General features: G+C 62.1%; 10 protein-coding genes and 2 pseudogenes. 1 reads left to right on the top strand and 11 read right to left on the bottom strand.

Annotated features, from left to right (window positions below):
* Positions 1-458: 458 nt before the first annotated feature.
* The 11 genes and pseudogenes from ACRQ5J_RS24425 to ACRQ5J_RS24375 form a co-directional block, all read right to left on the bottom strand.
* A complete protein-coding gene (locus ACRQ5J_RS24425) occupies positions 459-1,415 on the bottom strand; it encodes an AAA family ATPase (protein WP_432380527.1) in 957 nt (318 codons plus the stop codon).
* 25 nt (positions 1,416-1,440) lie between these two features.
* Entirely contained in the window at positions 1,441-1,743 is a 303-nt protein-coding gene (locus ACRQ5J_RS24420) for a helix-turn-helix transcriptional regulator (protein ID WP_160989443.1), read from the bottom strand.
* A 171-nt stretch (positions 1,744-1,914) separates the two neighbouring features.
* Entirely contained in the window at positions 1,915-3,159 is a 1,245-nt protein-coding gene (locus tag ACRQ5J_RS24415) for a hypothetical protein (protein WP_160989442.1), read from the bottom strand.
* 126 nt (positions 3,160-3,285) lie between these two features.
* Positions 3,286-4,752: a ribonuclease G gene (gene rng / locus ACRQ5J_RS24410; protein ID WP_432380526.1), complete on the bottom strand. Its 1,467-nt coding sequence runs from the start codon at positions 4,750-4,752 to the stop codon at positions 3,286-3,288.
* A 44-nt stretch (positions 4,753-4,796) separates the two neighbouring features.
* A complete protein-coding gene (locus ACRQ5J_RS24405) occupies positions 4,797-5,417 on the bottom strand; it encodes a Maf family protein (protein WP_432383720.1) in 621 nt (206 codons plus the stop codon).
* Between the two features lie 96 nt (positions 5,418-5,513).
* Positions 5,514-5,984 (bottom strand): 23S rRNA (pseudouridine(1915)-N(3))-methyltransferase RlmH, encoded by a 471-nt coding sequence (rlmH, locus tag ACRQ5J_RS24400; protein WP_072789839.1) that lies wholly within the window; start codon positions 5,982-5,984, stop codon positions 5,514-5,516.
* A 6-nt stretch (positions 5,985-5,990) separates the two neighbouring features.
* Complete coding sequence (gene rsfS / locus ACRQ5J_RS24395) at positions 5,991-6,680, bottom strand: ribosome silencing factor (protein ID WP_432380525.1); 690 nt, start codon at positions 6,678-6,680, stop codon at positions 5,991-5,993.
* Positions 6,680-7,338, bottom strand: a pseudogene (locus tag ACRQ5J_RS24390) (nicotinate-nucleotide adenylyltransferase). Before ACRQ5J_RS24390 ends, rsfS begins: the two are co-directional and overlap by 1 nt.
* A 2-nt stretch (positions 7,339-7,340) precedes the next feature.
* Complete coding sequence (gene hemF, locus ACRQ5J_RS24385) at positions 7,341-8,255, bottom strand: oxygen-dependent coproporphyrinogen oxidase (RefSeq protein ID WP_432380524.1); 915 nt, start codon at positions 8,253-8,255, stop codon at positions 7,341-7,343.
* 1 nt (position 8,256) lies between these two features.
* Complete coding sequence (gene purD, locus ACRQ5J_RS24380) at positions 8,257-9,525, bottom strand: phosphoribosylamine--glycine ligase (RefSeq protein WP_432380523.1); 1,269 nt, start codon at positions 9,523-9,525, stop codon at positions 8,257-8,259.
* Positions 9,526-9,531: 6 nt separating this feature from the next.
* Positions 9,532-10,257 carry a YebC/PmpR family DNA-binding transcriptional regulator gene (locus ACRQ5J_RS24375; RefSeq protein ID WP_432380522.1) on the bottom strand — a complete coding sequence of 242 codons (726 nt, stop codon included), beginning with the start codon at positions 10,255-10,257 and terminating at the stop codon, positions 9,532-9,534.
* Between the two features lie 225 nt (positions 10,258-10,482).
* On the opposite strand from ACRQ5J_RS24375, the pseudogene ACRQ5J_RS24370 reads away from it, so the two are divergent.
* Positions 10,483-12,986, top strand: a pseudogene (locus ACRQ5J_RS24370) (alkaline phosphatase D family protein).
* Positions 12,987-13,007 lie beyond the last annotated feature (21 nt).

Here is a 13,007-nt window from a genome sequence, read left to right as displayed (position 1 = left end):
GCCTTAGCAGTAGTGGTGATCCCAATCTTAGGCTGGGAGATCTACACTGTTAAGGCAGTTCAGCTTCTACAGTGTTGTTCAAGTGGCAGATGCTTGAAAGGTTGGTTGCTGCTGGCTGCTTATGGCAAATTGCAATCACCCCCGAATATTGGTGGTTTATATAGTCATCAAATTCGGCCACATTGGAAATTCTTGAAGCGTCGCGTTGGGGACGTCTACAGCTACCGAAGATGCCCTCCGCATCTTGTTCTTACGTAGATCAGGAAAACGATTGCACTTACTTATTCGCACGGATTAAGTGCCGATTGCTTACAGCCGCTGGCCAGCTTCTTCCATGGATAGCGCGTGCCTACAAGGCCCTTTGGGACGCTTCGACTTCCTCGCACTAACCTCCCCCGCCAGGGCGTTGCATCGTTGCGAACGCATAGCACGCGCAACAATGCAACTCGACCTACGAACTATTCTGCTTCAGCGTCGTTACCATCGAGCTCTTCACGAAGCCGTTTAAGGCGTCGGCTAACCGTCGACTTATTCACTCCGTACTTCCTGCCGATCTCCTCATACGACATTCCATCTTCGTGCAAGCTCAACCATTCCGCGTCATGAGCTGATACTTGAAAACCAGCTGGCGCAACTTCAAACTGGAGCGCTTGATCTTGAACCCAGATCGTATATTCAAAAGTCTTACGCAACTCAGGGAGGTTATCGCGAAGCTTCGTGTGCTGAACCGAGAACCTGGTGTCTTCGCGATCAGCACTATTTGGTAGAGGCGTCAGCAGAATCGAATAATCGAGAAGGTCTTCATGTGCGCTGCTACCTCGTTGCTGACCATTCTTACCCGCATGATGGATCAGCAACACTGCAACCCCGGCTATGCGCTTCGCGATCAGCCAAGTTTTTATCCCTGCCCATGAGTTGCCGTCCTCTCGTCCACCGCTTGTCCACGCTGACAAGTTGTCGACAATTATTAGTCGAATCCCATCAGGGATAAGAGCGTCGATCTGCCGTTGTCCTTCGATAGTATCGATTGATCCAATTTCTACACCCATACAGTCGCGGCTGATGATGTGTAGATTTTGCTCGGCAGCTTGTCTTGATTCGTCATCTTTGTTGGAGGCGTGAATCAATTCGAGCCGCTTTTGGAGACTGGCACTACGCATTTCTCCGTCAAGGATGACGGTAGGGAGTCCTGCCCCGTTACCCCAAGGTGGGAGTGTTTTTTTACCTGCAATGGCGTATGCAATAAGTATGGCTAGCCAAGACTTACCGCCGCCACGCATCCCCGCAATCATTCCGATTGATTTGGCGAGGATCATTGCACCCAGGAGCTCAGTATCGACGGGGAAAACAACTTCCAGCATTTGCCCTAGTCGAATAGCGCCACGGCGAATCTTAAGCGTATGTTTTGAGTCCATGGAATTGATATAAATAATTTATATTTTATTTGGACGTTAAGGCGCTGACGAAGGCCTTCATGTCAATGATGAGATTGTTTCGAGCGGCGTAGGTCTTAGCGTCGATCCAGGCTTGTAGCTCTGACTCGCGCCATGCAGAGATTCGAGGCCCCAGTGGAACTTGCGGGGGAATGGTCCCTTCTTTTACTCCTTTCCAGTATGTCGATGTCGCTAGGCCAAGCTTCCCACTGGCCTGCGGGAGTCGCAGCATACGGTCATTCGCCAACTCTTTGACACGACGTATGATCTCCTTTAACTCGTAGGGCAGTTCATCTTCAGTAGTTTTCATGATTGATTCCTTAGTGTCGGTTTAGAGAAGATTCAGGCCCGAATCATGTTGAGATTGTCTAAGGATGTTCGCTTTCCTACTTTTGCTAATGGGATGATTTCAAATACAGCCGTAAAACGAAAACCGCACCTTAGTGTTTGCTAAGGTGCGGTTTTTTTGGTAGGGAAGATGTTAAGTGTTTGGTTTTTGCTTATGAATCAGCATCCGATAACCTTCATCGGACATCATTAGAGCAAACGCGATGTGGTCTTCAAGCTCGTTGAAGAAGTGGTGCGCCCATGAGCCGACATAGCGGCCACTCGGGGAGTGAAGGCCAATAATCTGAGCGACTTTGGTAGTGTCTGTATGTCCTAGGCGATAAAGCATGGCTAGTGTTCGTAGAGCTTTCAGATAACTGCCTCCACTGCTGATTCGAGGAGTCCCGTCTCCGGCCCTTTCGACAAATGAAAGGTCTTTTTTAAAGCGCAGAACTTGCGGAGCCTCGGCCAGTTCATCGGCTACGAGCTTTCTATGAATGGTGGTCAATCGATTCAGTATCTGTTTAATCTGACCTTTGATCGGGGCCCTTGAATCAATCATCACTGCACGCCAAAGGTATGGGTATTCTTTATCAGATTTTCGATAAGGCCTGCTTGCATGTCGAAATCTCATATGGGCAAAGGCGTCGGCTGTTTCGACATCCTGTATAACCACTTTGTCGGCGCTTCTTTGGCCTCTCCATCCCTGATCCTTTAGTGCCTGGCGCACCTTTGTTGCTAAGTCCTCAAAGGCTGATACTTGGCCCGTAGGGGGGATGCTGCAGTCGATAGCAACCCATAGTTGGCTAAATGTCGCTATATCAAACTTGCCAGATGCCTTTATCTGCGGCTTTCCATGTTGAGGCTGACTAAATATGGGTATGGGGACTGACGAAGGTTCACGGTATCCGAATGGTGACTCATTAGCAGCGATATGAGCATGTTCCTTAACGGTTGGTGGGAGCCCTGACCAAGGAAGGCGTCGATGAGGAAGCGCTTCTACCTCCAGCCGTCTATAGTCTTCCGAAACTGGGCGCTTTAATGGAAAGAACCAGGAATCACTTTTATGCTTTAGCTTTGGGAGCTCTTTGAGTGATGGGGGTAACCAAGCAGCCAAGCCAAAGTCTTCAGCGCAGATGTAATCGACATCGAATTTAATCCCAGAAGGCGGTTCCATAAGCAGGATTTGGGTCAAGTCTGCATCTGGAGCATCAGCATGAGCGTTGTAAGACTGTTGGTAACTGCTGCTGAGACGTAGAAATGACCAAGCCCAATCGTCTGGCCCGAAGTTCGACTCCTCTTCGGTTACACTAAAAATCGATGCCCCCGAATTTAGCCGGAGGTGCAAGTCACTTCGCAGTTTATTTAGCTGCTCTTCGTTCAACCGATCTTTACTCATCGAAAATCATATCTGCATTGCAAAGGCCAGTTCTTGGTGTTCAATCGGTGTGTAGCTAGCTGTGTAGCTAGCGGCGAAATATCCGGATATCTTTATGTATGTATTTGATTTTTATGGGTAATTTAATCACATTAAAATCACGTCGTACTGCTCCTGGTGGTAGGAGTTCTCCACCTGCAGCGAAATCTTCTTGCCGATGAAGTCGCCCAGCATCGCCAGGTGCTGCGATTCCTCTTCGAGGAACATGTCGACCACCTCCTGCGACGCCAGGATGCGGAATTCGCGCGGGTTGAATTGCTTGGCTTCGCGCAGCAGTTCGCGCAGGATTTCGTAGCAGATGGTGCGCGAAGTCTTAACCTGGCCTTTGCCGCTGCACGCCGGGCACGGCTCGCACAGGATGTGGGCCAGCGATTCGCGCGTGCGCTTGCGCGTCATTTCGACCAGCCCCAGCGCAGAAAATCCGCTGACCGAGACCTTGGTGCGGTCGCGTGACAGCGCCTTCTTCAACTCGCCCAGCACGGCGTTGCGGTGCTCGGTGTTTTCCATGTCGATGAAGTCGAGGATGATGATGCCGCCCAGGTTGCGCAGCCGCAGCTGGCGCGCGATCGCGTGCGCCGCCTCCAGGTTGGTCTTGAAGATGGTGTCGGCGAAATTGCGCCCGCCGACGAAGCCGCCGGTGTTGACGTCGATGGTGGTCATCGCCTCGGTCTGGTCGACGATCAGGTAGCCGCCCGACTTGAGGTCGACCCGCCGGCCCAGCGCGCGCAGGATTTCCTCCTCCACGCCGTACAGGTCGAACAGCGGCCGCTCGCCGGTGTAGTGGTGCAGCCGCGGCAGCACGCCCGGCGTGTAGGCCTGGCCGAATTCCTGCAGGTTCAGGTAGTTTTCGCGCGAGTCGACCTGGATCGTGGCCGTCTCGTCGTGCACGAAGTCGCGCAGCACGCGCTGGGCCAGGCTCAAGTCCTGGTGCAGCAGCGTGGTGGCCGGCTTGGTGCGGGCGCCGTGGCTGATCGCCGCCCAGGTCTTGCGCAGGTATTCGACATCGGCGGCGATGTCGGAGTCCGACGCTTCCTCGGCCTGGGTGCGGATGATGTAGCCGCCTTTTTCATCCTTCGGCAGCAGGTTTTGCAGCCGCGTGCGCAGCGCCTCGCGCTCGGCTTCCTTTTCGATTTTTTGCGATACGCCGATGTGGCCGTCCTGCGGCAGGTAGACCAGCATGCGGCCGGCGATCGAGATCTGCGTCGACAGCCTCGCGCCCTTGGTGCCTATCGGGTCCTTGATCACCTGCACCGTCAGCACCTGGCCGTCGAACAGCAGTTTTTCGATCGGCGTCGGCGTCGCGTTGGCGCCGCCGTCGTGCGGCCGCGCTTCCCAGATGTCGGCCACGTGCAGGAAGGCCGCCCGTTCCAGGCCGATGTCGATGAAGGCCGACTGCATGCCGGGCAGCACGCGCACCACCTTGCCGGAATAGACGTTGCCGGCCAGCCCGCGCGTGAGGGTGCGTTCGATGTGGAGTTCCTGCACGGCGCCCTGCATGATGAGGGCGACGCGGGTTTCCTGCGGCGTGATGTTGATCAGGATATCTTCGTTCATGCCCCGATGATACACGGCAGGCGTCGGCGACGCCACCAAGGCGGCTAGGGCAGCGGCAGACCCGCCTGGCGCAGCAGTTGCACGGTTTCGTAGATGGGCAGGCCCATGATGCCGGAATGGCTGCCGGCGATGTGTTCGATGAAGGCGGCCGCCGGGCCCTGGATGCCGTAGGCGCCGGCCTTGTCGTAGGGTTCCGGCGTGGCGCAATAGGCGGCGATGGCGGCTGGCGTGAGCACGCCGAAGCGTACCTCCGACACCTGGGTGATCTGCGCCGAGAAGCCCTGCGCCTCGACCGCGATGGCGGTCAGCACCTGGTGCGTGCGGCCCGAGAGCTGCTGCAGCATGGCGCTGGCCTCGGCCACGTTGGCCGGCTTGCCGAGGATGGCGCCGTCGATGGTGACGGTGGTGTCGGCCGATAGCACCGGCCGTTGCGCCATGCGGCGGCGCGTCACCAGGTTGGCGGCGAAGGCGGCTTTTTCCTTGGCCACGCGGGCCACGTAGTCGTGCGGGGCTTCGCCCGGCAGCACTTCCTCGGTGACGTCGGCGCCGCGCGGGCCGTCGCTGCGCAGCAGCAGCAGCTCGAAGTCGATGCCGACCTGGCGCAGCAGCTCGCGCCGGCGCGGGCTTTTGGAGGCGAGGTAGATCTTCTTGTCGAGCGGTTTCATGCGTGTAGTCTCGTGGGTTACGTCGTTCCCGCGCAGGCGGGAATCCATGCTGAGCATGCGTTCCATGGATTCCCGCCTGCGCGGGAATGACGGCGGTTATACGCGGTGGTACGGGTGGTTCTGCGTGATGGTCCAGGCGCGGTACAGCTGTTCGGCCAGCATCACCCGTACCATGCCATGCGGCAGCGTCATGCTGGAGATGCGGATCAGGCCCTCGGCGCGCGCCTTCAGCGCCGGATCGAGGCCGTCGGCGCCGCCGATCAGGAAGGCGGTGTCGCGGCCGTCCTGCTGCCACGCTTCCAGCTGCTGCGACAGGCCAACCGAGGTCAGGTCCTTGCCGCGTTCATCGAGCGCAATGATGCGCACCGATTTCGGCAGCGCCGCCTCGATGCGCTCGCGTTCGAGCGCCATCGCGGTGGCGGCGGTCTTGCTGCCGGAACGCTCGACCGGCTTGATTTCCTTCAGCACGATCTTCAGTTCCGGCGGCATGCGCTTCACATACTCGGCGTAGCCGGTTTCGATCCAGGCGGGCATCTTGTGCCCGACCGCAGCGATAATCAGCTGCATCCCGGATTACTCTTCGGTTTTTTTGATGCGCTTGATGACCTTCTTGGCCGGCGCTTCTTCTGCTTTCGGCTTGGCGGCGCGCGGCTTCGGCGCGGCCTTCAGCGCTTTGACGGCTGCCACGGTGGCTTTCGGCGCGCCGACCTTGACCTTTTTGCCGGCCGGGACGGCGGCTGCCGGTTTGGCGGCGGCTTTCCTGGTGGCGGCGGTGGCGGTGGTCTTGGCGGCGGCCGGCTTGCGCGCGGCAGGCTTTTTCTCGACCACGGCTTCGGCGGCGGCGGCCTTCTTGCCGGCGGCCAGGTGGCTGCTGATCTTCTTCGGTTCCGCTTCCTCGGCTTCCTTGGTGCCCTTGCGCTTGGCCGCGCCCAGCTTCACCGGCTTGTCGCCCCAGATCTCTTCCAGGCGGTAGTAGGCGCGGATCGGCGCCTGCATGATGTGGACAATGATGTCGCCCAGGTCGACCAGCACCCATTCACCGGTGTCCTCGCCTTCCATGCCATAGACTTCGCCGCCGGCTTCCTTGACCTTGTCGCGCACCGAGGCGGCCAGCGCCTTGGTCTGGCGGTTCGAGGTACCGGAGGCGATCGCGATGCGGTCGAACAGGCTGGTGAGGTGGGTCGTGTCGAACAGGACGATGTCTTGGGCCTTGACGTCTTCGAGGGCGTCAACGACCAGGGTTTGCAGTTTTTTGATGTCCATTAGCTTTTGTATAAATTGTGTTGTTCAATATAGTCTAGCACTAGCGGCGGGATAAGCGAGTCCGCCTTCTCCCCCGTTGTAATGCCGCACGTATCCGGGTGGCAGAGATATCCACCGCGAAGTCCTGTGCCAGATACGTCAGACCATGCGGCGTGTTACGGATTTGTTCGGGCGTTGCCAGCCTGCTGGAAAACGCCTGCGCCACCGCCGGCGGCAGGCCGGCGCTAGCAAGGTCATAGCCGGGGCGCGCCGCCACGCAAATATGCGCGTAGCCGAACAGCGCCTGCCAGTCATGCCAGGTGTCGAGCCGCTGCAGCTGGTCGGCGCCCATCAGGAAGCTGACCGAGGCCTGCGGCCCCAATTCGCCGCGCACGCTGCGCAGCGTATCGATGGTGTAGGTAGGCAGCCCCTGGGCGCCGCGGGCGATTTCCTGCAGGTCGACCGCCACGCTGAACGGCCGGCCGGCAAACGCCAGCGCCAGCATGTCGGCGCGCTGCCGCGCCGACGCCTTCAGCGTCGGCTTTTGCCACGGCAGTCCGGTGGGGATCACGCGCAACTGATCGACCTGCAGCAGATCGGCGAAGTATTCGCCCAACGCGACGTGACCTAGATGCACCGGATCGTAGCTGCCTCCCAGCAGTGCGACGCGGAACGCCATCGTTATGCGGCGAGCCAGTCGCGGTGCGGCAGGAAGTCGGTGTACAGCGCCGCTTCCGGCGAGCCGGCTTCCGGTTCCCAGCGATAGCGCCATTTGACCACCGGCGGCATCGACATCAGGATCGCCTCGGTGCGGCCGCCCGATTGCAGGCCGAACAGCGTGCCGCGGTCGAACACCAGGTTGAATTCCACGTAGCGGCCGCGCCGGTAAGCCTGGAAGTCGCGTTCGCGCTCGCCGTAAGGCGTGTCCTTGCGCGCCCGCAGAATCGGCAGGTAGGCGGCGAGGAAGGCTTCGCCGACGCTTTGCGTCATGGCGTAGCTTTGCTCGAAGCCCGGCGCGTTGAAGTCGTCGAAGAAGATGCCGCCGACGCCGCGCGCCTCCTGCCGGTGCTTCAGGTAGAAATAGCCGTCGCACCACTGCTTGAAGCGCGCATGCAGATCGTCGCCGAACGGCGCCAGCGCGTCGCGGCAGGTCTGGTGGAAGTGCCGCACGTCGCCCTCGTCGCCGTAGTACGGCGTCAGGTCCATGCCGCCGCCGAACCACCATACCGGCTCGCCGGCGGCGTTGGTGGTGCTGAAGAAGCGCACGTTCATGTGCACCGTCGGCGCGTAGGGGTTGCGCGGGTGGATCACCAGCGACACGCCCATGGCTTCCCACGGATTGCCGCCGATGTCCGGGCGGTGCGCCGACGCCGACGGCGGCAGCTTGGCGCCCAGCACGTGCGAAAAATTGACGCCGCCGCGCTCGATCACATTGCCTTCCTCGACCAGGCGCGAAATCCCGCCGCCGCCTTCGGCGCGCTCCCATTCATCGCGCAGGAAAGGCTGGCCGTCGACCGCTTCCAGTGCCTGCACGATGCGGGCCTGCAGGTCGAGCAGCCAGGCTTTGACCGCCGCGGGATTCGGTTGGTCCGGCATCTCAGTGCTTCAGGCCACGCCAGCCGATGTCGCGGCGGCACTGCGCGCCTTCGAAGTGGATCTGGTCGACCGCCTCGTAAGCTTGTTTCTGCGCCAGCTTGATGCTGTCGCCCAGGCCGACCACGCACAGCACGCGGCCGCCGGTCACTTGCAGCTGGCCGTCCACCTCGGCGGTGCCGGCGTGGAAGGTCACCGCTTCCGGCGTCTCGGCCGGAATGCCGTCGATGACGGCGCCTTTCTTCGGCGTGTCCGGATAGCCTTCGGCGGCCAGCACCACGCCGACGGCGGTGCGGCGGTCCCATTCCAGTTCCACCTGGTCCAGCGTGCCGTTGACGGCGTGTTCCATCACCGTCACCAGGTCGGTCTTCAGGCGCGACATGATAGGCTGGGTTTCCGGGTCGCCCATGCGGCAGTTGAATTCCAGCGTGCGCGGGTTGCCGGCGGCGTCGATCATCAGGCCGGCGTACAGGAAGCCGGTGAAGACGATGCCGTCCTTGGCCATGCCGGCGATGGTCGGGTTGATGATCTCGCGCATCACGCGCGCGTGCATCGCCGGGGTGACGATGGGAGCAGGGGAGTAGGCGCCCATGCCGCCGGTGTTCGGGCCTTCGTCGTTGTCCTTCAGGCGCTTGTGGTCCTGGCTGGTGGCCAGCGGCAGCACGTTCTTGCCGTCGCACATGACGATGAAGCTGGCTTCTTCGCCGGCCAGGAATTCCTCGATGACGATGCGCGCGCCGGCGTCGCCGAAGCGGTTATCGGCCAGCATGTCGTCCACCGCGCGGTGCGCTTCTTCCAGCGTCAGCGCCACCACCACGCCCTTGCCGGCGGCCAGGCCGTCGGCCTTGATGACGATCGGCGCGCCGTTGGCGTCGATGTAGGCGTGCGCCGGCGCCACGTCCGAGAAGGTCTGGTAGTTGGCGGTCGGAATGCCGTGGCGCTGCATGAAGGCCTTGGCGAAGTCTTTCGACGACTCCAGCTGCGCCGCTTCTTTGGTCGGGCCGAACACCTTCAGGCCGCGCGCGCGGAACAGGTTGACGATGCCGCCGGCCAGCGGGGTCTCCGGACCGACCACGGTCAGGCTGATGCCTTCGCTTTCGACGAAGTTGGCCAGTTCGTGCAGGTCGGTGATGTTGACGTTGACCAGGCGCGAATCGCGCGCGGTGCCGCCGTTGCCTGGGGCCACGTACACCATCTGGATGCGCTCGGACTGCGCCAGTTTCCAGGCCAGCGCATGTTCACGGCCGCCGGAGCCGACTACCAAAATTTTCATAAGTCCTCAGTCTTCGATTTCAACGTTCGAATACACTTCCTGCACATCGTCCAGCGCTTCCAGCGCGTCCATCAGCTTTTGCATCTTGACCGCGTTGTCGCCGGAGACGGTGGTCACGGCGTCCGGCTTCATGATGATTTCGGCCACTTCGGCCTTGAAGCCCTTGGCTTCCAGCGCGTCTTTCACGCCGGCGAAATCGTGCGGGCCGCACAGCACTTCGATGCCGCCTTCGTCGTCGGTGACCACGTCCTCGGCGCCGGCTTCGAGCGCCGCTTCCATCAGCGCGTCCTCATTGGTGCCGGGCGCGAACAGGAACTGGCCGACGTGCTTGAACATAAAGGCCACCGAACCCTCGGTGCCCATATTGCCACCGTTCTTGTTGAAGGCGTTGCGGACTTCGGCCACGGTGCGCACGCGGTTGTCGGTCATGCAGTCGACGATGACGGCGGCGCCGCCGATGCCGTAGCCCTCGTAGCGGACTTCCTCGTAGTTGGCGCCGTCCTCGCCGCCGGTGCCGCGGGTGATCGCGCGCTGCACGTTATCCTTCGGCATATTGGCGTCGGCCGCCTTGTCCATGGCCAGGCGCAGGCGCGGGTTGGCGGCCGCGTCGCCGCCGCCCATGCGTGCAGCAACGGTGATTTCCTTGATCAGGCGTGTCCAGATCTTGCCGCGTTTCGCGTCAGTTGCTGCTTTTTTGTGCTTGATGTTGGCCCATTTGCTGTGTCCAGCCATGTTCGGTCTTCCTTCGGCGGTATATCGTTGGTAATCGTTGGAGAATGCGGTGAGGGCGGTATTCTAGCATAGGGGCCAGCTTATAAACTTTTCCCGCACCTCGGGGAGTTGGATTCCGCTCACCGGGTGCGCGGCGCCCCGTTTCGCTAGAGGCCGGCCTCCATTTTTTGTAGGGAAGCTGTCATATCCGGCTGCTAATGTTGCTTTTTTTCGGCGGAGCAACACATGGACAGACGGCAGTTTCTTAAATTCGGCGGCTTCATCACGGTATCGGCGGCCGGCCTGAGCGCCTGCGGCGGCAGCGATGGCCCGGCCGACGGCGGCCCGGCGCTGGCCAGCGGCGCCTGGAAGTTCCCGCAGAGCGTGGCCTCGGGCGACCCGCGCGCCGACAGCATCCTGCTGTGGACCCGCGCCGTGCCGGCGGCGGCCGACAACGTGGCAGCCGTGGCCGCCGGCGCCGACAGCGCCATCCGCCTGATCGTGACAGCGGCCGACAACGGCGCCGCGCTGGGCAGCAACACGGCGCTGGGCGGCGCCACCGTGGCCGACGTGCGCCTGCCGCTGCAAGCGCAGTACGACAACACCGTCCGCCACAAGCTGACCGGCCTGACGGCGGGCACGGTGTACTACTATCAGTTCATCGCCGGCGACAACCGCTCCAACGTCGGCCGCTTCAAGACCGCGCCGGCGGCCGAGGCCGACGTGGCGCAGCTGCAGTTCGCCTACATGACCTGCCAGGACTGGAGCGTCAACCACTGGGGCGCGATGAGCGCCATCGCCGCCGAGCAGCTCGATTTCATCGTCCACCTGGGCGACTACATCTACGAAACCGTGGGCGAAGACTTCCAGCTGGGCGCCGTCGAAAGCCGCCACGACGTGCTGGTGCTGCCGGACGGCGTGTTCAAGAACGGCAGCGCGGGCGCCAAATACGCCAGCACGCTGAACGACTACCGCTACCTGTACAAAAATACCGCACCGATACGCGCCTGCAGGCGCTGCACGAGCGCTTCGCCTTCATCGCCGTGTGGGACGATCACGAATTCACCGACGACGCGTGGCAGGACGCGCAGACCTATGACGGCTCGTTCAACGCCGACGGCTCGGACCTGCACCAGTCGGCGCGCCGCCGCAACGCCAACCAGGCGTGGTTCGAGTTCATGCCGGCCGATGTGACGCTGGACGCGGCCAACACCACCTTCCAGAACATCAAGATCTACCGCGACTTCCAGTTCGGCAAGCTGATGCAGCTGGTGATGACCGACCAGCGCCTGTACCGTTCGGATCACGTGATTCCGGAATCGTCGGTCAATCCGGCCACCGGCAAGCCGCTGGGCCGGATCGGCTCGCGCTACCTGGTGCCGCAGGACCTGTTCAACAGCGTGGAGGCGCAGAAGATGGCCGGCGCCAAGACCATCGGCCTCGATCCGCTGACCACCGCCACCATCCTCGGCAACACGCAGCGCCAGTGGTGGATGGACAAGATGAAGGCCGCCACCCCGACCTGGAAGCTGTGGGGCAACGAGGTGTCGCTGCTGCGCATGGGCATGAACGGCGTCGATGCCGTCGCCACGCTGCTGGCGCTGAACGCGGTGGCGTCGCTGGCAACGTCGGTCGGCACGACGGCGGCTGCGGCGGGCGGCAACTTTGCCGTGGCCGGCGCGATGGTGGCCGCCGTGACGGCCGGCGCTGCCACGGCGGCGGCGCAAGCCGGCGCCAGCGCCATCGCCACGGCGGCCGCCACCGGCGGCGCGGCCGAGGCGCAGGCCGCTGCCGGCGTCAAGGCCGGCCTGACGGCGGCGCAGGCGTCGATCGCTGCCGCCACCTTCGGCAAGGTCGCCGCGGCGGCCGGCGCGGGGCAGGGCGGCGCCGCGCTGGCGGCGGTGGCCGGGCAAACCATCGCCTTCGGCTACATCAAGCCGGAAGTGCAGCAGAACAAGGCCAATTCCGCGTTTGTGGCGGCCTCGGGCAAGAAGGAGGCGCTGGCGTCGTTCTTCACCAAATTCCTGCTCAACTGCGACCAGTGGGACGGCTACAACAGCGAGCGCAAGGCGCTGATGTCTCACCTGAAGAGCAACAATGTCAAGAACGTGGTGGCGCTGACCGGCGACATCCACGCCTTCTTCGCCGGCACGGTCAGCGACGACTTCGACGCGGCGGGCGGCGGCACGCCGGTGATGGTGGACCTGGTGTCGGCCGGCATCAGCTCCGACTCGTTCTTCAGCTACCTGCGCGACGCGGCGGCGTCGCTGGGCGACATCGGCACGCTGGTGTCGTATCCGCTGGCGGTGCCGGTGACGGGCATCGGCACGGTCAACCTCAGCTTCAACCTGCTGGACTACACGATGGGCAAGGCGGCGCCGACGGTGGCGGCGCTGGCCGAGCAAACCCGCGTGCAGCTGCGCGGCGCGCTGGCGGCCAAGGGCGTGCCGGAGGTGCAGCTGGAAGCGACGGTCGGCGCCGTGCTGAGCGGGCTGCAAGCCAACGCCGATTTCAACACCAGCCTGCTGTCGCTGGCGCAGCAGTTGTCCGCGCTTGGCAACAACCCGTGGCTCAAGCACCTGAACACGGACGCGCAGGGCTATACGCTGGTGACGCTGACGCCGGGTAAGCTGACTGCCCAGTTCAAGCAGGCCAACAAGCTGGTCGGCGCCAGCGCCCCGGCCACCACGATCGCCCGGACGACGACCGCCACCGTCACCGCCGGCGCCGCAGCCGTGACCATCAGCTAACCCGTCGTTCCCGCGCAGGCG

The organism is Duganella sp. P38 (assembly GCF_050859475.1).
In the GTDB taxonomy this organism is placed as follows: Bacteria; Pseudomonadota; Gammaproteobacteria; order Burkholderiales; family Burkholderiaceae_D; genus Rugamonas.
The sequence above is the reverse complement of the archived record's forward strand: the minus strand, read 5'-3'. Positions and strand labels throughout refer to the sequence as shown.